We start from the raw sequence: 18,471 nt of genomic DNA, 5'->3' as shown, positions 1-18,471 counted from the left end.
TTTTCCCGGAAATAGACGCCCCAATCTCCTTCCCTTGTCGCATGGCAATCAGCGCCATAGCCGATACACTGTTCTGATGCTGTTGGAATCCCTTACAACAATAACAGGCCAGATATGGCTCCCCGGGGGAAATATGCACACCATTACGTCTCTTGTTTACCGCATCTTGCTGATCCCGGCGCTGATCGCCAGCGCAGTGGCCGCTTATGCCGATGCTCTCGATGGCAACAAGTCAGTCTTCCTGATTGACAAAAAAGGCGAAGCCACCCAGGTGGGAACCGTCGCCTTCAGCAGCGATGGTGGTGTTATCCACTATCAGCTGAAGATGGACCACCATGGCAAGTTCAAGGATTACTTCCTGTCGATGAAAGAGATGAAGTGCCTGGAAGGCCCGGAACTGATGTGCCATCTGTCCTATCCCTACCAGCAACCGCATACCGTCAGCGCCGATGACCTCAGCTGGCTATCGCATGACTTGCTGTTTATGTTCAAACAGCCCACCGAGTTTGGGGCCAATTTCTGGAATGGTGTCTACTACGACCTGACGGTCGAAGACGGTGTGATCAAAGGCACGGCGCAGGCGGTTGATCTGAACCGGTTGGCATCACCTCCGGCTGATCTGACCGTTCCACCGTTTGCAGAAGCGGATCGTGACGAGCTGGAAATCACCAACCGCTGGCTGCCTTATCTGGAAATACGTTAACCAGTCACTGAAAAGCCTATTGCTCCCTGGGGGTAGGCCACTACCCCGGAAGAGGTGTCTATTTGGAGGAATAGTCCGCTCCCACCCCCCTGCCTAAGCTTGACCGATATCAAAATCCACTCCCCCCATGATCTCGGCAGGCCTGGTATGAAAACACTCCAATTATTGTCTTTGTTGTTTGTTACCCTCACCGCGCCCTTGATGGCAGAAGCCAACGATACTCCACAGCAATGTCAGAACGTGCGGATTGGAGTCGTCGACTGGACCGATTTGCACATCGTTAACGGTGTTGCCAAAACCCTGCTGGAAGCACTGGGCTACAACGTCCAGCTACAGGCCGAAGACGGAGCCGATCAGGTGTTCGAAAAAATGCAGCGCAAGGATATTGATGTGTTTCTTGGGTACTGGTCACCCACCATGACCCCCATGATCGAACGTTATTACGCCGACCGCTCCATTCGAACCGTCACCGAAAACCTCAACGAAGCACGCTGGACACTGGCCGTGCCGAGTTACGTCTACGACCAAGGGCTGCGCGATTTTGCCGACATCGCCCGCTTCCGCGACAAACTCGAAGGCCGTATCTACGGGCTGGAAAAAGGCTCCAGCGGTAACGAAGCGATTTTACAGATGATTGCCAAAAATGCGTTTGGCCTCAAAGACTTCACCCTGGTCGAAACCACCGAACGGCTGATGATGGCGCAGGTAAAAGGCCGGGTTCGCAAAGGTGAATGGATTGTGTTTATGGGCTGGCAACCCCACCCGATGAACCAGCACTACGATCTACGTTATCTGAGTGGTGGAGATGACTATTTCGGCCCCGATTACGGCGCAGCCAAAGTACACACCAGCGTCCGGCAAGGGCTGGCAGAAACCTGCCCGAACCTCGGGAAATTCTTCACCAACCTGACTTTCCGGGCCGCCATGGAAGAAGAAATGATGGATCAGGTCACCAACGGATTTGTACCACTGGAACGCGCAGTCCGCGGCTGGATTCACGCCAATCCACAACAACTCAACGCCTGGCTGGAAGGGGTAAAAACCCTGCGCGGAGAAGCCATTGATACCCAACAGCTGGCAGCCAATATGGAATTGAAAATGGGACGCTAGGACGTCGGACGTCCGACATGATTTTTGTGGGCATAAATGCCCACACTACAACAGAGCAATCATTTACATCGATTTCGCCCAGCGCAGCTGGCCACCGTTAATTGCCCATCTGAGCGAGCCGGGATTCACCGTAACGGCCGACCCGGCCTGGGCATGGATGCCCAGCCAGGCCCGTTGGTACAGGGATGTGCCATCGGGCCGGGGTCGATAAGCCGTTGTCGGGGAATACCGGATAAACGAGCCCAGTCGGGCAAAAGCAGGGGGAGGCCCGCCCGGCCGGGGGACAAGGTCCCCCAAGAGGGCAAGCGGACTGGCCAATTAACAAACCGAGTAGCCGCAAAGCGCCAGACGTCGGACGAACAGCATCCACCAGCACACCAATTTCACCCACCGAAGGTGGCCACCGCCAATTGCCCATCTGGGCGAGCCGGAATTCACCGCAACGGCCGACCCAGCCTGGGCATGGATGCCCCGCCAGCTCAGTTGGCACAGGGATGTGCCATCTGAGCGGGGTCGAACAGCCGTTGTCGGGGAATACCGGAAAAACGAGCCCAGTCGGGCAAAAGCAGGGGGAGGCCCGCCCGGCCGGGGGACAAGGTCCCCCAAGAGGGCAAGCACCGTAGCAAGTTAACAAGCCGAGTAGCCGCCAGAAGTCGGACGTCGGACGTCGGACGTCGGACGTCGGACACGATTTTTGTGGGCATAAATGCCCACACTACAACAGAGCAATCATTTACATCGATTTCGCCCAGCGCAGCTGGCCACCGTTAATTGCCCATCTGGGCGAGCCGGGATTCACCGTAACGGCCGACCCGGCCTGGGCATGGATGCCCAGCCAGGCCCGTTGGTACAGGGATGTGCCATCGGGCCGGGGTCGAAACGCCGTTGTCGGGGAATACCGGATAAACGAGCCCAGTCGGGCAAAAGCAGGGGGAGGCCCGCCCGGCCGGGGGACAAGGTCCCCCAAGAGGGCAAGCAACGTAGCAAGTTAACAAGCCGATTAGCCGTCGGACGTCGGACGTCCGACGAACAGCATCCATCAACACCGCCAATAACCGCCACGCCATCGCGGCCCGGCCAGACGCCAGACGCCAGACGCCAGACGCCAGACTACAGCCTTATTCGCGATTCATTTTCGCAGCAAACTTGCTGAAGGCCTCCAGCTGAACACCCAAAAACGCACGGGTATCTTCATCCACCAGCTCGTTGTTCTGAATCTTGTTATGCACCTGCGACACCATAGCCTCTGGCTTGTTAAACACCAGCGCATCAAAAAACACCAGAATCTGACGCAGGTGATACTGGGCACGGGCGCCACCGGCCATACCCGGAGTAGCGGTCTGGATCAGCACCGGCTTGTTGGCGATTGGCTGAGGGGCTACGCGTGACAGCCAGTCCAGTGCGTTTTTCAGTACACCCGGAATCGAGTAGTTGTACTCAGGAGTCACAATGATCAGGCCATCAGCTTCAGCAATCTGTTTGGCCATGGCCAGTACCGCTTCCGGGAAACCTTCAGCCTGCACATCGGCGTTGTAGTGTGGAATATCGCCAATAGAACCCAGCTGCTTGATGGTCACGCCATGCGGAGCCAGCGCAGGCAAGGTGTTGGCGATGGTGGTGTGGTAAGAGCCGGTACGCAGGCTGCCCACCAGGGTAACGAAGGTTTGTGTGGTTTCACTCATGTCTGCAACTCCTGCACGGTTAAGCATCGGGAGGCGTCGCTCAGTGCCTGTTAAAATACGGCCAGAACACGCCTGGTGGTTTCTCACTTGAGAATTTAACCACCATACGATACAAGACTGTATCACCATGCAATACGAAAGAGAACCGGTATGGATAAAGACAAGTCTGGCAATGGCATTCAGGTACTGGCGCGGGCAGCGGCTATTTTGCGAGCCCTGAATGACACTCCGCAGAGCCTGGGGGCACTGGCCAGCACAACCGGCCTGCCGCGCTCGACAGTTCAGCGCATTGTTGATGCGCTGGCGCACGAGAGTCTGGTGGAGGCCGGTAGCGGCGGAGTACGACTGGGTTGGGGGCTGATGGAAATCGCCAAAAAAAGCCAGACCAGTATGGTGGAACGGGCGCGGCCAGTACTGGAAACCCTGTTTGCCCGTACCCATGAAACCGTGGATATCTCCACCGCGTTGGGTGGTGAGGTGTCGTTCCTTGACCGGATTATTTCCGATCAGGAATTACGCGTGGTGTCATTCCCGGATAAACCACGCCCGCTATATGCCAAGGCCAATGGCAAAGCGTTGCTGGCACAGCTGTCCAATGACGAAATCGAACGCCTGTACGGTGATGGTCTGAAACCCCTGACCGAGCACACACTGACCTCAATGCCTGCTCTGCTGGAGGCGATTGAGCAAGTGCGCCGTGACGGTTTTTCCTACGACATTGAAGAACACGCGCTGGGCGTGTGTGCCATTGGCATCGGTTTTATGGCAGCCAATGGCAAGGGATATGCGTTTTCGGTGGCCATGCCCGCCAGCCGTTACCACATCATGAAACCGATTGTGGAAAATGCCCTGCGGGAATGCCGACAAATGATGCTGGAGCTGCTGTAACAACGGCGTCTTTCAACCCGGTTTCAACCCGGTTCGTGCGGGTTAAACAGGCGCTGGCTGTCGACTACCGCAAAGTCGATCAGTGCCCGCACCTTGCGTGGCACCGATGTGCCAGCCAGATACACGGCATTGACCGGATGGCTGTCGTGGTGAAAACCTTCGAGCAATACCACCAGTTCCTCGCGGGCAATGGCATCACGTACCGCAAAGTCGGGCACGCGGGCAATACCATAACCAGCCATCGCCCAGTCACGGGCAACCCGGGCGCTGTTGACCAGCAAGGTCTGCGGCACACTCACCACTAACGGCTGTTCGTTTTCACTGAAGAGCCAGCGCCACGGCGTTTCGCGATTGGTGTCGATAATACAACGGTGATTGAGCAGCTCTTCGGGATGGCTCAGCGCCGGAGCATTGGCCAGATAAGACGGCGCGGCTACCAGCAAGGTACGGATTTCACCCAGTTTGCGGGCCTTGAGTGAATCCAGTTTCGGATCACCAATCCGGAACGCCAGATCAATCCCCTCTTGCACCAGATCCACAAAGTCGTCGCTTAACTGCAGGTCCAGCACCAGCTGCGGGTATTGGCTGGCAAAGCGCTGGATCAGCCCTTGCAAATACACCTCACCAAACATGACCGGTGCGCTGATCCGCAAACGCCCTGCCATCTGGCGGGCGTCGGCACTGACCGCGCCGAGTAATTCATCCAGCTCCTCCAGCAACGCTGGCACCCGCTCATACAAAGCTTCACCAGCGGCGGAAAGCCCGACCTGACGGGTAGTGCGTTGCAACAGGCGAGCACCGGTGCGCTGCTCCAGCTCGGCTACGTACTTGGAAACCAGCCGGTTGGAAATCCCCAGCTGTTCAGCCGCCGCCGTAAACGAACCGGTCTGGGCGGTCGCTACAAAGGCCTTGAGGCCATCCAGAGTGTCCATGGTTATCTCCCTTATCACGACCAGCGCAGCGGTCAATAGCTAACTTAATTAAGAACAAAATGTGGAAATTCATTGAATATTATCAACATTGTGAGCGCATTACCCGCTGCGCATACTGGCCCCATAACGAGCACCCACTCAGGGTAGCCAGACAAAGGAAAACGACATGAACAAGCTGATACGTAATTTCACTGCCCTTGGTGCAACCACTCTGCTGGCAACCGCCCTGACTGCCTGTGGCAGCGATGATGACCACCACTCCAGCCAGGTTGATCCGGTCAAGGCCGCACTGGAGTCTTACCAGGCACAGGAACAACTGGTGAACGAGCATCTGACCAAATTCGATGATCTCGACTTCAACGTCTTTACCGGTGAACAGTGGGATCGTCTGCAGGAAAGCCATGCCGAGAATATTCTGGTGCACTGGCCAGATGGCCACACCACCGAAGGTCTGGACACGCATATCACGGATCTGCGCGGATTCTTTGTGTGGGCACCGGATACCCGTATTGAAACCCACCCGATCCGTATTGGTCAGGGTGACTACACCGGTGTGGTGGGTGTGATTGAGGGTACGTTTACCCTGCCAATGCCGATTGGCAATGATCAGTACATCCAGCCAACTGGACAAGCGTTCAAACTGAGTATGGTGACCATTGGTCACTGGACGTCTGACGGTGTGATGGACGAAGAATGGCTGTTCTGGGATAACCAGGCGTTTTACCAGCAGATTGGTCTGGGCCAATAAGCACCAGCGGCAAAACCCGTGGGCTGGTGGCGACCTGCGCCGCCAGCCTGAATCAGATCAGTACACCAAAATACAGCACCACCAGCTCTTCCTTGCCGACGTTGCGTAACTCGTGTTCGTCGCCCGGCTCCACCGAAATACAGGTGCCAGCACTGACCCGGAACGCCTGACCATTAATGGCCATCTCACCGACGCCAGCTTCAATCAGAAACACTTCGGTCATGTCGGTGTGAGAATGCGCCCACGCCACTTCCCCGGCCGGAAACACCGCCCGCGAAAAATGGGTGACGTTGCGAATCTGGTTATTGGCAACAATCACCTGTTTGCGAATACGGGTGTTGTGGGAAACACCGGTTTCCGGAATCTGATCAAGGCTGGTGATTTGCATAGAAAATCCTGAACGGACGGAATACAGGAGCTTAGCGGGGTTTGCTGCGATGGCAAACTGTTATCCCGCTCACCGCTATTCAACTTTTATATGAGTCGCTGTTTATAACCGCTGCATGTATAACAGCCCGAGGCTGAAGCCCATTCACCACAACGACGGCTGAACCGCCAGCCGCGACACTGGCCTGATTCAGACCAGTGTCATGGCACAGACCGGAGCGTTATTCCGCCTTGGCGGCACGGGCCCGGGCAGCATGCAGCTTTTTATAGCTGTTGATCAGACGCTGGTGTTTGTCGAGCCCTTCCAGATTCATACTGGTTTCGGTCAGGCCATAAAAACGCACCGTACCTTCGATGGAACCGATGGCGGCGTCGATACGTTCGTCACCGTACATACGACGGAAAGCCTGTTCGTAATCCGCCATCTCCAGCTCGTCATCCAGATGCACCTGCATCACCACGTTCAGCGCCTGGTAGAACAGGCCACGGTCAACGGTGTTATCGTTAAATTGCAGGAACATCTCCACCAGTTCCTTGGCATCATCCACTTCACCCAACGCCAGCAGGGTCAGCAGTTTAAGCTCCAGCACGGTCAGCTGGCCCCAGACGGTGTTGTCGTCGAACTCAATACCAATCAGGGTGGTGATGTCGGTGTAGTTGTCCATCTGGCTTTCTTCCAGACGGTCGAGCAAGTCTTCGAGCTGATCGTCACTCAGACGGTGCAGATTGAGGATGTCTTCGCGGTAATCCAGCGCCTTGTTGGTGTTATCCCAGATCAGGTCATCAATCGGGTACACCTCGGAATACTCTGGGACCAGAATACGACAAGCCGGTACACCAAGGTCGGAATAGGAAGCCATGTACACTTCTTTGCCCAGATCTTCGAGAACTTCAAACAGGCGTTCGGCTTCTTCTTCGTTGCTGCTTTCACCGCCGTTAGTGAAATCCCACTCGACAAATTCGTAGTCGGCACGGGCACTGAAGAACTTCCACGACACCAGGCCCGTGGAGTCAATAAAGTGCTCAACGAAGTTGTTCGGTTCGGTCACCGCGTGGCTTTCGAAAGTTGGTTGTGGCAGATCGTTCAGACCTTCAAAACTGCGCCCCTGCAGCAGTTCAGTGAGGGTACGTTCCAGCGCCACTTCGAAACTCGGGTGTGCACCAAAGGATGCAAACACACCGCCGGTACGCGGGTTCATCAGGGTCACACACATCACCGGGAACTGACCGCCCAGCGAGGCATCTTTCACCAGCACCGGGAACCCCTGCTCTTCCAGGCCCTGGATACCCGCCAGAATACTCGGGTATTTGGCCAGCACTTCGGCGGGTACGTCTGGCAGGCAGATTTCTTCTTCCAGAATCTGACGTTTGACGGCCCGTTCAAAAATCTCGGACAAACACTGCACCTGCGCTTCCGCCAGTGTGTTACCGGCACTCATGCCATTACTGAGGAACAGGTTTTCGATCAGGTTGGATGGGAAATAGACGGTTTCGCCATCGGAGCGACGTTCAAACGGCAGCGCACAGATACCACGCTCACGGTTGCCGGAGTTGGTATCAATCAGGTTGGAACCCTGCAGCTCACGATCCGGGTCGTACACTTCCAGGCAGTAGTCATCCAGCAGGCCATCGGGCAGTTGATCATCCGGGCCCGGCTTGAACCACTTTTCATTCGGGTAATGCACGAATTCGGCGTTGGCGATTTCTGGGCCAAAGTACTGGTCGTTATAGAAGAAGTTGCAGTTCAGACGCTCGAGGAATTCCCCCAGAGCCGACGCCAGGGCGCTCTCTTTGGTTGAGCCCTTGCCGTTGGTAAAACACATCTGGGAGTCGGCATCACGAATGTGCAGCGACCAGACGTTAGGAACGATGTTGCGCCAGGAAGCAATCTCGATCTTCATGCCCAGATCAGCCAGCAGGCTGGTCATGTTGGCAATGGTTTCTTCCAGCGGCAGGTCTTTGCCTTCGATCCAGGTCTGAGTGCCGGCTTCGTTTTTGCCCAGCAGCAGCGCCTGGGTGTCATCGTCGAGGTTGTTCACCACTTCGATCTCGAAGTCGATGCCGTTCTGGATCACTCGTTTGACCGAGCAACGCTCCATGGAACGCAGGATGCCCAGACGGTCTTTTTCGGAGATACCGTCCGGCAGTTCCAGCTGGATCTTGATCAGCTGTTTGTAACGGTCTTCCGGATCCACGATGTTGTTCTGGACCAGACGCAGGTTTTCGGTCGGGATGTCCCGCGCCATGCAGTACATCTTGGCAAAGTAGGCCGCACACATGGCGGACGATGCCAGGAAGTAGTCAAACGGCCCCGGTGCAGAGCCATCACCCTTGTAACGAATGGGCTGGTCGGCCACCACGGTGAAGTCGTCGAATTTGGATTCGAGACGAAGGTTGTCGAGGAAGTTGACCTTGATTTGCATGCGCGATACCTGAGTATTCGAATGAGGTGAGCGTGGCAGCCGATGGGCCACACAGATGGGCGGCTATTATCCAGATTTCCAGCGCTGAGTCTTTTGTTTGTCGCTGCAGAAATACCTGAGACTGAGGCCGATGGGGCAGCCACCGATCCAGATTTCCAGCGCTGAGTCTTTTGTTTGTCGCTGCAGAAATACCTGAGACTGAGGCCGATGGGCCAGCCACCGATCCAGATTTCCAGCGCTGAGTCTTTGGTTTGTCGCTGCAGACATACAGCAGACATACGGGAGACACAGGCAGATGGCCCCGGCTACCGATCCAGATTTCCAGCGCTAAGTCTTTTGTTTGTCACTGCTCACTGCAGACATACAGGAGACATACGGGAGACACGCAGATGGCCCCGGCTACCGATCCAGATTTCCAGCGCTGAGTCTTTTGTTGGTCGCGCCGCCGAAGGTTGGCGGCACAAATCGGAATTAACGACAGCTATAACGGAAACTGTCATCGAGATCGAGCGGCAGGATAAGAGTGCTGAACTGGCGCTCAAGGGAATCGCTGCAAAGCGCTGTGCGGTTACTACTGTTGTTGATGTAACGACTGTTGTATTCGGCATTCAGAACCGGTTTACCTTGCTCGATAAACGGCGCCAGCAGATCACATTCGTTGTACTCAAAACACTGCTCGTTCACCGCAAAATCGAAGTAGTCCACCAGCGTTTCAATCTGGTCGAGATCATTTTTGAGAGCGACGGCCAATCCCCGTTCGTGGGCGGCATTGGCGATCTTGCGGTTGTAGGTCAGCTGGTCAGAAGCCGTCAGGGCAAAGCCCGGGGTGTTCTGATAACCATCCATGTTGTCGGGCTCAACACCATCACAACCCTTCTCGACCGCCAGATCCATGCGGTTTGCCATTACCGCCAGCACACTGGCCGCACGAATATCCAGCCAGCGTTCCCCCACCCAGCCATCCAGATTATTGCCCAGGGTTGCCGTTGCAAAGTCGTCGGCGTCATCACGCCAGTTCTCCCACGAACCGGCCGAGAAATAACAGATCACCTTGTGGCCAGCTTGCTGCAAAGCGCTGATCTGGCTGGTGCTGGTATCAAACAGATCGATGTCGTACAGGCTGGCGGCATAACGGCTATTCAACGTGCCGGTGAGTTGCCATTGCCAGCTGATCGCCAGCTCCGGTTGATACCAGTTACCTGACGTAACGGGTAACGGATCATCGCTGTTAGCGGTTTCATCAGCATCGGACTCGCTGCTGTTATCGCTGTTGTCGTCACTACGATCACCACTGCCACCACCGGAACCACCACAGGCCGTCAGGCTGGCAAGCAACAACAGGGCTAACAAACGCCGGGCAAGGGGCTGGCAAAGGGATTGTGTGGGCATAGAAGAATTCCGATGGCTTTTGATAATTCTGATGCATCTATCAGTAAAAAGCTCAAACCGGACAACAGTTTCAACGTAAACGTCAGCCATGACAGGACAGCCAACGTTTATGAAGCGCCTGTCAGGCGCTTTTACCATTCAGCCAGTCATCCTCCAGCGGTTCCAGTAACACTGGCCCACGTGATGGCTGGGTGATAGAGGAATCAGTTTTTTCACCAGAAACAGCCATCGGTTGGGTGGCGGCTTCCCGCACAGGCCTACTGCTGACCGGATCCGGTACCGCCGGCCGAAAACTGCTGGCACCACGATAAATGGTACGTACCTTACGCGATATCGGTGCCTCAGTTCGATGCAATCCGGAGGCCGAATAACCGCGATGCTGCCTATCACGGATTTTGTCCATCATAGCCAGCATATCGGCACGCGATTCATCCTTGAGAATCTGCAAGTAACGTTCAGCACGCCATCGCAGCTCATGGTGCTCCAACTTGAGCGCCTGCACCAGCATCAACGCCATCACATCCGGGTTGTTTTTCCAACGAAAACGCTCGCCAGTCTCAATCTCGAAGCTGAGCGCTAATGCCATAAAGTGGATTTCCGCTGCACGGTCTGATCGAATTGCAGTCACACCGAACTCCTTGTCCGCGACGCAGCATTGTTCAACAGTCCAGATCCTCTCTGAAAGGGGACATCTATTTAATCCGGTGCCCGCTCTGGGCTTCCGGATGGTTACGAATCACGAAGCCAGTTTGCAGGCCTGACGGGTCAAGTCAAAAACTGGCGACACAGAGTCGGAATCATCCAGCAGCCCCCGAAGGGCGCGGGTTGCCGCTTCACATAGCTGCGTTAGAGAACTTGAAAAGGACTCGTCATTTCGCTGCGTTCTCCGTCTTGCTCTGAGAACCGGCAACACTCGCGCAGAGCTGTGCAGGATTAAATAGATGTCCCCGAAAGCTATGTAGCCGCTTTGGCTACCTCAATTACCAACGATACCGAGTCGGCGTTTTCCTGAAAACGCTGTTGGGAACAACTCGACTCGACACTTCACGGCAAGACCCCGTAGAACTTGCGCAGAGTTGGGCAGGGTTACTCAGAAGTGCCTTGTAACACACGGCCATATCATATCCTCAATCCAGGCAAAGAGAGATATTTATTATTAACTTTCATATCAAGTGCCCCAGCGTTGCGCAAAAAATGCAACCACCACGGTAAATATAGACAAGGAATTCGCCTAATCGCTGAGAACCACGTGGCTAAAATACAAATCGGCCAGAGACATTATGACGAACTCTGCGCGAGTGCTGCAGCGCGTCTGAGCAAGGTGACAAAAGCAGCGAAATGACAAACCAACCTGGCCGGGTCCTTTTCAAATCGGGCCGCGCAGGTTCGTCAACACCGCTCAAACGCATGGCAGCCCTAGGGACACTCTGAATAACTCTGCACAGCTCTGCGCGAGCGCTGCAGCGCGTGTGAGCAAGGCGACGAACGCAGCGAAATGACATGTCCTTTTCAAGTTCGTCAACACCGCTCAAATGCGCTGCAGCCCGCGCCCTTCGGGGCTTTCGGGATGGCGATGACTCGGTGTCGCCGGTTTTTGACGTAGCCCGCTATGCCATCAAACCGGCTTCGTGATTCATCGCCATCCCGATAAGCCAGAGCGGGCACCGAGTTATTCAGAGGGTCCTTAGACAGAAGGGCCATCAAACCGGCTTCGTAATTCATCACCATCCCGATAAGCCAGAGCAGACACCGAGTTATTCACAGGGGCCCAAATCATATAAAAATCAATCGCATTTATTCCTGAGATTTTAAAGCACTCGTCTTACAGACATACAGTTGAGACCAGCAGAGACTGACTCTGATTCATATTAAAAATACTCATTCAGCAAACAATCCCCCCTTCAAATTGAATTACTGCCACCTGTTGGAATATTTTATATAGCAGTTTTTTGAAGCCATTGATTATGGCCAATTCAGCTCGTTGTTGTAATAACAGTATTTTGGGGACACTCAGAATAACTCTTCACAGCTTTCGGTTCAGGCTCCTGATTCGCCCTACTTCCTGCCTCCATACGGTCGTGCGCGAGTGTTGCCGGTTCTCAGAGCAAGGCGGAGAACGCAGTGAAATGACGAACCAATCTGGCCGGGTCCTTTTAAAGTCGGGCCGCGTAGATTCTCTAACGCAGTTATGAGAGGCGGCAATCCGCGCCCTTCGGGGGCTGCTGGATGATCCCGACTCCGGGTTGCCAGTTTTTGACTTGCCTCATCAGGCCTGCAAACTGGCTTCGTGATTTATCACCATCCCGATAAGCCAGAGCGGGCACCGAGTTATTCAGAACTCCCTTGGAAGGGCTGAATCATCGACATAAAAATGACAGCGGCCATTTGTTGATATGCTCGAGGTCGCAACTGCCTGCTCGTGGCGACGAACCATCACAGGCGATTGCCGTTAAGGGTCATCTGCCCCTGGCTAATCCGGAACGATATCGCCGGGCCATTACTGGCCAGCAAGTCACCCATCAGCGGGTTGCTGAGGGTCGCAAGTGCAATCGCATCCTGGCTCAGAGCCATGTCGACACTGGCGTCCAGCACGCCCATCAGAGCCTGCGAATCCACCGCATCACCTTTCATTAACACCGAGAAAAAATCATCTGGCAGCTGTCCGGTTTGCAAAGTCAGGTTGCCACTGAGATCGATAAAAGGCTCATCGCCCTGATCAAAACGAAAATGGTCGAGTCGGAACCAGGGCGCACGCGCAAACCACTGGTCGGCATGTTGCTCCAGAAAACGGCTGAGTTCTTCCATCACCAGCTCAGGGTCTCCACTCTGACCAGCATCATCGAGCTGATCGAGCAACTGACGGGTCAGACTACCATCCAGACCACCAAACGAGGTCTGCAACAGCAGGTTATTCATGGTGCCCAGCGGGCTGTTAATGGTTTCGATACCAAAACTCATGGTCGATGCCACTTCGGTGGCAATGCGGGTTTCGACGTGGTTGGTAATGCCACTGGCGACCACCGGCAAACTGCTGTTTTCACGAATCTCGTGAATCGTCAGGTCAAATTGTCCCAGCAAATGCTCCGGTGAGCCTTCGTAACGATGCTCCCAGCTCAAACCACTGACCAACAGACTGACATCGGTGCCATCCAGATGCATAGGGGGCACCTCGGCCTTGCTTTCATAGGCCGACAGACGATTGTCGCCATCCAGTTCCAGCTGGAATTGCACCGGGAACGCCTCAATACTGAGACGATCATTATCTTCCACCAGCCAATTGGTTTCCGGCACCAACAGGGTTCCGGTCGCTTTCGATAGCCCCATTTCACCGCTGACATGCAATGGTTTGCCAGCAAACATCTGGTCAGTCAGAGACAGGTTAACCGGCCCCCCCACATACAAGGTCGGCAGATCGGCTTCCCAATGAATACCGCCCAGCAGACTGTGATGAATCACATACTCAACCGTCATATCCACTGGCACATCACTGGTCGGTGTTGCCAGTCGCACACTGCCACGAGTTTCCAGCAGACCACGTTGTTGGTCGTTTGCCAGAACTTCAACCGGCACACCACTCCAGCGTGACAGCGTTTCCGGGTTCAGTTGTTCATCCACTCGCGCCCCGACTTCCTGTCCAAGCTGATATTGGGCCCAGCCGGAACCAGTGAGCGCCAATACCGCCACACCGGATACCAGGTATTTCATAGAAGACTCCTTTCAATTGGCAGCCTCACGACTACTGCATGGGTATTCATGCCAATAATTGATGACACAACGGACTTCTCATCCGGAATTACCAAATAATAGCCGCCAGTCGCACTGTATTCGAGACGATCCACGACAACTGGCGAACGAAATTGACATGCTTCATGGTTGCTATAACAAGCAGTTGGAGTCCGTTCGCACCTGCCGTAGTCTGCAAACGCTAACCTCGGCAACCGCCGAAGCTGTATTGTCCCGCGCACAAGGAAGCCACATGCAACAAACCAAGATCATCCTGCCGGAAACAGAAATGCCGACCCACTGGTACAACGTGGTGGCCGATCTCAAAAATCCACCCGCCCCGCCGATGGGTCCGGATGGCAAACCACTCGACCCGGCCATGATGCAGGCCATTTTCTGTGATCCGATTATCGAGCAGGAAATGAGCGCCCAGCGTTGGGTCAAAATTCCGGATCAGGTTCGTGAAATTTACCAGCAGTGGCGCCCAACCCCGCTATTTCGCGCCCACCGTCTGGAACAGGCACTGGGCACTCCGGCCAAAATCTATTACAAGTACGAAGGCATCAGCCCAGCCGGTTCCCACAAGCTTAACTCCGCCATCCCACAGGCGTATTACAACAAACAGGCCGGTATTACCCGTCTGACCACCGAAACCGGTGCTGGCCAATGGGGCTCGTCGTTGTCTCTGGCGGGGCAGATGTTCGGGATTGATGTGCGCATCTATATGGTGAAGATCAGTTACCAGCAGAAGCCGTTCCGGCGCTCCATGATGGAAACCTGGGGTGGCGAAGTACTGGCCAGCCCAACCAATCTGACCAAAACCGGCCGCAAGATTCTGGCCGCCAATCCCGACAACCCGGGCTCGCTGGGTATCGCCATTTCCGAAGCGGTCGAAGAAGCCGCCAGCCGCGCCGATACCCGCTACAGCCTCGGTTCGGTACTGAACCACGTGTTACTGCATCAGACCATTATTGGTCTGGAAGCCCAAAAGCAGTTCGCCATGGTCGGCGACTACCCCGACATGATTTTTGCGCCGTGCGGCGGTGGCTCCAACTTCGGTGGTGTTGCCTTTCCGTTTTTCGCCGACGAAGCGGCTGGTGGCAAACATGTGCGTCTGGTCGCGGTTGAGCCATCATCCTGCCCAAGCCTGACCCGTGGCCATTACGCCTACGACTTCGGTGATTCTGTCGGATTTACACCGATGATGCTGCAATACACCCTCGGCCATGACTTTATGCCGCCGGGTATTCATGCCGGTGGTTTGCGTTATCACGGCGCCTCGTCACTGGTATCCCAGATGTACCATGAAAAACTGATCGAGGCGGTGGCGGTGCCACAGGTCGCGACCTTTGCCGCCGGTGTGCAGTTCGCCCGCGCCGAAGGGATTATTCCGGCACCGGAATCCAACCACGCCATTCGTGCCTGTATCGACGAAGCCCTGCGCTGCAAGGAATCCGGAGAAGCCAAGACCCTGTTCTTTAATCTGTCGGGCCATGGTCACTTTGATATGGTGTCGTACGACAAGTACCTGTCGGGCAATCTGGAAGACTACGATTACCCACAAGCCGAAATTGATGCAGCGCTGGAGCGTCTGCCAAAAGTGAAAGCCTGATCCCATACGGATCGCGCCCCAACCGGACTGACTCGTTCAGCCCGGTTGGGCATTCCCCACACGTCGTTACGGCGGTTTGGGCTGTTACTGCAAAGCGCAGTTTTCATCCACCAGACAGACCATACGTTTTTCCAACGCCGGGTAGTCCGGGTTGAAGGTGCCACGCCGTACCTGGCGGCCATCCAGGTTCGCCTGTTTCTTCAGCAAATCCGGATTTTCACCGTAGACCGTCTTGTCATTCTGGCTGACACACTGCTCGAATTCAGCGCGAGTTTTGTCGTCATCCAGCTCCTTGCAGTTGCGGTAACGGCCGTCCAGACCGTAATGCGGATCGGCTGGTGAACCCGCTACACCAACGTGGGAGATATTCAGCGTACGCATATCCGCCGGAAAACTGGCCAGAGGTACTTCCACAATACCATCACACTGCAGAGCCGCATCAGCGGCGACGTCCTTGTTCACATCCCCATCCACCGATGGATACCAGACCATCAGGCGACGTTTGACCTCACTTGCGCAGAACAAACGGCGCGCAGCACGCGGATCAATCGTGGTGTCATCCGCACTTACCGCCATCAAGACCGGCACGGTTGGCGCATAGACCGGATCATTCATTTCGCGGGTCAGATGATAGAACTCGGCACCGGCATTAAAAGAAAACGACTCATAACGGGCGGCATCACGCTCCGGGTACACCGACATCCAGGATTTGACATGGCGAATCATGGGCGTCAGGAAAGCCAGACCACTACTGGCCTGCACCGCTGGCGACAGCAGAATCATCCCGGCAACGTTGTCCTGGCGTGGCTGACCAGCCGCCTCATGATGGCGATGCATGTAATCCAGCATCAACGATGTACCGGTTGAAAAACCCACCAGATACAACTGGGCTGGGGCACCGGCAACCGGATCGGGATCCGCCTTGAAACTGCCAATGCCATAACGGAACGCTTCCTGCCATTCGGTGTAGGTCATCTCCAGCGAATCACCGGGAACCGTGCCGTGGCCCGGCAGCAACAGGGCCCGCCCCTGAGAGCAGGGATACGCCGCCTGCAACGACGCTGCGACGTTGCGTAACACATATGGCGAATCGGTCAGGCCATGTACTAGCAAAAACGCCTTGCCTGTACCGGCGGCCTTTTCGCCGGCACACAATTCAGGGTTTGGCCCCCACTGGAACGGCGCGCGCATGGCGGCGGCTTCGGCAGCGCTGTAACCACCCATGTATTCACTGGCACCCACACCCCCCAACACCGTATCCAGACGGAAGTGGCTGCTGCCCACGTAATCGGTAAACGACTGGCCCACAACCGGTGCGGTTTGCGCTTCACCGCTGGGCTTCAACAGATTGTTGTCAACGCCCTGGCAGGCGGCACAGGCCAGAGCCAGAGCGCTGACAGCCAGAGTCTGAACATATCCGGACCAGCGACGACGACGGCTAAATGACATCTATAAATCCCCTGAAAGTTGGAGCATCCGGCCGATCAGACCATCCCCCGGACAACACTGCCCGACATACTAGTAAGCGAATGGTGACCAGACAATGTCAGCTTGTCGGCGAAGCCATTCAGACGTCAAAGGCTGTTAATACCATGACAGACAGGCGTTCAAGGTTGCCTATAACTACTATCGCCGTCAGGATGCCACTCCGGCAGAAGACCGGATTCCAATAACTTCCATATAAGGATTGCAAAACAGATGCTTGCCAACCTGATTGCAACGGGTTTACCCATCGCGCTGATTCTGGTCATGACCGGTGTTGGCCTTGGCCTGACGACTCGCGATTTCGGCCGTGTGCTACGCGAACCCAAAGGCTTTGTTGTCGGTGCCCTGTGCCAGATGTTGCTGCTGCCACTGGTAGCCCTCGCCATTATTGAAACCCTCGGTCTGACCGGCGGCGTGGCCATTGGCCTGTTTATTATCGCCCTGTGTCCGGGCGGCTCGACCTCCAACCTGTACAGTCTGCTGGCCAAGGCCGATGTTGGTCTGTCGGTATCACTGACCGCTGTTATCGGATTTATCACACCGTTTACCATTCCACTGCTGGGCGCCTGGGCGGTGTCACACTTCAGTGACGGAGCCAACCCGATCAACCTGCCACTGGGTAAAACCTTTATCCAACTGCTGGTCGTGGGTGTGATTCCGGTAGTGGTGGGCATGGTCATCCGCGCCCGCTGGACCGCCTTCGCCCAACGCGCCGAGCCGTGGATCAACCGCTTTTCAGTGGTAGTGCTGGCACTGGTGATTATCGCCATCTGCGCCCAGCTGGGGCCAAAACTCGGCGCCGCAGCAACGGCTGCAGGCCCGGCAGCCGTGGCGCTGAACCTGATCACCATGACCGCCGGTTACATGATCGGCAAATTCCTGCTGCATCGAGAATCCCAAGCCCGCACCATCGCACTGGAAGTGGGCCTGCAAAACGGCACCATGGCACTGATGATCACCAGCTCCATCCTGCAAAACGCCGAAATGTCGATGGCACCAATCGTTTACAGCCTGCTGATGTTCGTCACCGCCACCCTGTTCACCCTCGTAGTCGGCCGCAAACCGGTACAAAGCTGAGCGGCGTCAGGCGTCTGAAGTCGGACGTCTGAAGTCTGAAGTCTGAAGTCTGGCGTCTGGCGTCTGGCGTCTGGCGTCTGGCGTCTGGCGTCTGGCGTCTGGCGTCTGGCGTCTGGCGTCTGGCGTCTGGCGTCTGGCGAACAGCATCCACCGGCACACCGATTTCGCCCAGCGCAGCTGGCCACCTTTAATTGCCCATCTGGGCGAGCCGGGATTCACCGCAACGGCCGACCCGGCCGGGGCATGGATGCCCCGCAAGGCCCGTTGGCACAGGGATGTGCCATCGGGCCGGGGTCGAACCGCCGTTGTCGG

Annotated in this window: 14 protein-coding genes; 6 read left to right on the top strand and 8 right to left on the bottom strand. The window is 55.7% G+C overall.

Features of this window, described 5'->3' with window-relative positions; translation table 11 throughout:
* The first annotated feature begins 133 nt into the window (after positions 1–133).
* On the top strand, positions 134–703 hold the full coding sequence (locus tag OUO13_RS07830) for a hypothetical protein (protein WP_283173314.1): 570 nt from the start codon (positions 134–136) through the stop codon (positions 701–703).
* 147 nt (positions 704–850) lie between these two features.
* Positions 851–1,813, top strand: a complete 963-nt coding sequence (locus tag OUO13_RS07825; RefSeq protein WP_283173313.1) for a glycine betaine ABC transporter substrate-binding protein — start codon at positions 851–853, stop codon at positions 1,811–1,813.
* A 1,118-nt stretch (positions 1,814–2,931) separates the two neighbouring features.
* On the opposite strand, the gene OUO13_RS07820 is transcribed toward OUO13_RS07825, so the two are convergent.
* Positions 2,932–3,495 (bottom strand): NADPH-dependent FMN reductase, encoded by a 564-nt coding sequence (locus tag OUO13_RS07820; protein ID WP_283173312.1) that lies wholly within the window; start codon positions 3,493–3,495, stop codon positions 2,932–2,934.
* Between the two features lie 150 nt (positions 3,496–3,645).
* On the opposite strand from OUO13_RS07820, the gene OUO13_RS07815 reads away from it, so the two are divergent.
* Entirely contained in the window at positions 3,646–4,383 is a 738-nt protein-coding gene (locus OUO13_RS07815) for an IclR family transcriptional regulator (RefSeq protein WP_283173311.1), read from the top strand.
* A 23-nt stretch (positions 4,384–4,406) separates the two neighbouring features.
* Here the strand turns inward: OUO13_RS07815 and OUO13_RS07810 are convergent, their stop codons facing one another.
* The gene (locus tag OUO13_RS07810; protein ID WP_283173310.1) at positions 4,407–5,315 is read right to left on the bottom strand and encodes a LysR family transcriptional regulator; all 909 of its coding nucleotides are present in this window, start codon (positions 5,313–5,315) and stop codon (positions 4,407–4,409) included.
* Between the two features lie 166 nt (positions 5,316–5,481).
* Between OUO13_RS07810 and OUO13_RS07805 the strand changes: the two genes are divergently transcribed.
* The gene (locus OUO13_RS07805; protein ID WP_283173309.1) at positions 5,482–6,063 is read left to right on the top strand and encodes an ester cyclase; all 582 of its coding nucleotides are present in this window, start codon (positions 5,482–5,484) and stop codon (positions 6,061–6,063) included.
* A 52-nt stretch (positions 6,064–6,115) separates the two neighbouring features.
* Here OUO13_RS07805 and OUO13_RS07800 read toward each other — a convergent pair whose 3' ends face one another.
* From OUO13_RS07800 to OUO13_RS07780, 5 genes are all read right to left on the bottom strand, one after another.
* Positions 6,116–6,451 (bottom strand): cupin domain-containing protein, encoded by a 336-nt coding sequence (locus OUO13_RS07800; protein WP_283173308.1) that lies wholly within the window; start codon positions 6,449–6,451, stop codon positions 6,116–6,118.
* A 220-nt stretch (positions 6,452–6,671) separates the two neighbouring features.
* Entirely contained in the window at positions 6,672–8,873 is a 2,202-nt protein-coding gene (locus OUO13_RS07795) for an OsmC domain/YcaO domain-containing protein (RefSeq protein ID WP_283173307.1), read from the bottom strand.
* 471 nt (positions 8,874–9,344) lie between these two features.
* The gene (locus OUO13_RS07790; protein ID WP_283173306.1) at positions 9,345–10,262 is read right to left on the bottom strand and encodes an endo alpha-1,4 polygalactosaminidase; all 918 of its coding nucleotides are present in this window, start codon (positions 10,260–10,262) and stop codon (positions 9,345–9,347) included.
* A 121-nt stretch (positions 10,263–10,383) separates the two neighbouring features.
* Positions 10,384–10,890: a hypothetical protein gene (locus tag OUO13_RS07785; protein WP_283173305.1), complete on the bottom strand. Its 507-nt coding sequence runs from the start codon at positions 10,888–10,890 to the stop codon at positions 10,384–10,386.
* A 1,805-nt stretch (positions 10,891–12,695) separates the two neighbouring features.
* Positions 12,696–13,967, bottom strand: coding sequence for a DUF945 family protein (locus OUO13_RS07780; protein ID WP_283173304.1), 1,272 nt, complete (start codon positions 13,965–13,967; stop codon positions 12,696–12,698).
* A gap of 271 nt (positions 13,968–14,238) precedes the next feature.
* Here OUO13_RS07780 and OUO13_RS07775 point away from each other — a divergent pair, with 271 nt between their 5' ends.
* Positions 14,239–15,597: a TrpB-like pyridoxal phosphate-dependent enzyme gene (locus OUO13_RS07775; protein ID WP_283173303.1), complete on the top strand. Its 1,359-nt coding sequence runs from the start codon at positions 14,239–14,241 to the stop codon at positions 15,595–15,597.
* Positions 15,598–15,681: 84 nt separating this feature from the next.
* Here OUO13_RS07775 and OUO13_RS07770 read toward each other — a convergent pair whose 3' ends face one another.
* Positions 15,682–17,046, bottom strand: coding sequence for an alpha/beta hydrolase (locus OUO13_RS07770; RefSeq protein ID WP_283173302.1), 1,365 nt, complete (start codon positions 17,044–17,046; stop codon positions 15,682–15,684).
* A 249-nt stretch (positions 17,047–17,295) separates the two neighbouring features.
* Here OUO13_RS07770 and OUO13_RS07765 point away from each other — a divergent pair, with 249 nt between their 5' ends.
* Positions 17,296–18,159 (top strand): bile acid:sodium symporter family protein, encoded by an 864-nt coding sequence (locus OUO13_RS07765; RefSeq protein WP_283173301.1) that lies wholly within the window; start codon positions 17,296–17,298, stop codon positions 18,157–18,159.
* Positions 18,160–18,471 lie beyond the last annotated feature (312 nt).

Origin of the sequence: Parathalassolituus penaei, assembly GCF_026626885.1 — a bacterium.
Lineage (GTDB): Bacteria > Pseudomonadota > Gammaproteobacteria > Pseudomonadales > Oceanobacteraceae > Oceanobacter > Oceanobacter penaei.
The sequence above is the reverse complement of the archived record's forward strand: the minus strand, read 5'-3'. Positions and strand labels throughout refer to the sequence as shown.

What these genes read in the sequence shown, in the direction of transcription:
- OUO13_RS07775 (WP_283173303.1), top strand. Translation starts at nt 14,239, where the DNA reads ATGCAACAAACCAAGATCATCCTGCCGGAAACAGAAATGCCGACCCAC.
- OUO13_RS07765 (WP_283173301.1), top strand. Translation starts at nt 17,296, where the DNA reads ATGCTTGCCAACCTGATTGCAACGGGTTTACCCATCGCGCTGATTCTG.
- OUO13_RS07820 (WP_283173312.1), bottom strand. Translation starts at nt 3,495, where the DNA reads ATGAGTGAAACCACACAAACCTTCGTTACCCTGGTGGGCAGCCTGCGT.
- OUO13_RS07795 (WP_283173307.1), bottom strand. Translation starts at nt 8,873, where the DNA reads ATGCAAATCAAGGTCAACTTCCTCGACAACCTTCGTCTCGAATCCAAA.
- OUO13_RS07770 (WP_283173302.1), bottom strand. Translation starts at nt 17,046, where the DNA reads ATGTCATTTAGCCGTCGTCGTCGCTGGTCCGGATATGTTCAGACTCTG.
- OUO13_RS07800 (WP_283173308.1), bottom strand. Translation starts at nt 6,451, where the DNA reads ATGCAAATCACCAGCCTTGATCAGATTCCGGAAACCGGTGTTTCCCAC.
- OUO13_RS07810 (WP_283173310.1), bottom strand. Translation starts at nt 5,315, where the DNA reads ATGGACACTCTGGATGGCCTCAAGGCCTTTGTAGCGACCGCCCAGACC.
- OUO13_RS07790 (WP_283173306.1), bottom strand. Translation starts at nt 10,262, where the DNA reads ATGCCCACACAATCCCTTTGCCAGCCCCTTGCCCGGCGTTTGTTAGCC.
- OUO13_RS07815 (WP_283173311.1), top strand. Translation starts at nt 3,646, where the DNA reads ATGGATAAAGACAAGTCTGGCAATGGCATTCAGGTACTGGCGCGGGCA.
- OUO13_RS07825 (WP_283173313.1), top strand. Translation starts at nt 851, where the DNA reads ATGAAAACACTCCAATTATTGTCTTTGTTGTTTGTTACCCTCACCGCG.
- OUO13_RS07830 (WP_283173314.1), top strand. Translation starts at nt 134, where the DNA reads ATGCACACCATTACGTCTCTTGTTTACCGCATCTTGCTGATCCCGGCG.
- OUO13_RS07780 (WP_283173304.1), bottom strand. Translation starts at nt 13,967, where the DNA reads ATGAAATACCTGGTATCCGGTGTGGCGGTATTGGCGCTCACTGGTTCC.
- OUO13_RS07805 (WP_283173309.1), top strand. Translation starts at nt 5,482, where the DNA reads ATGAACAAGCTGATACGTAATTTCACTGCCCTTGGTGCAACCACTCTG.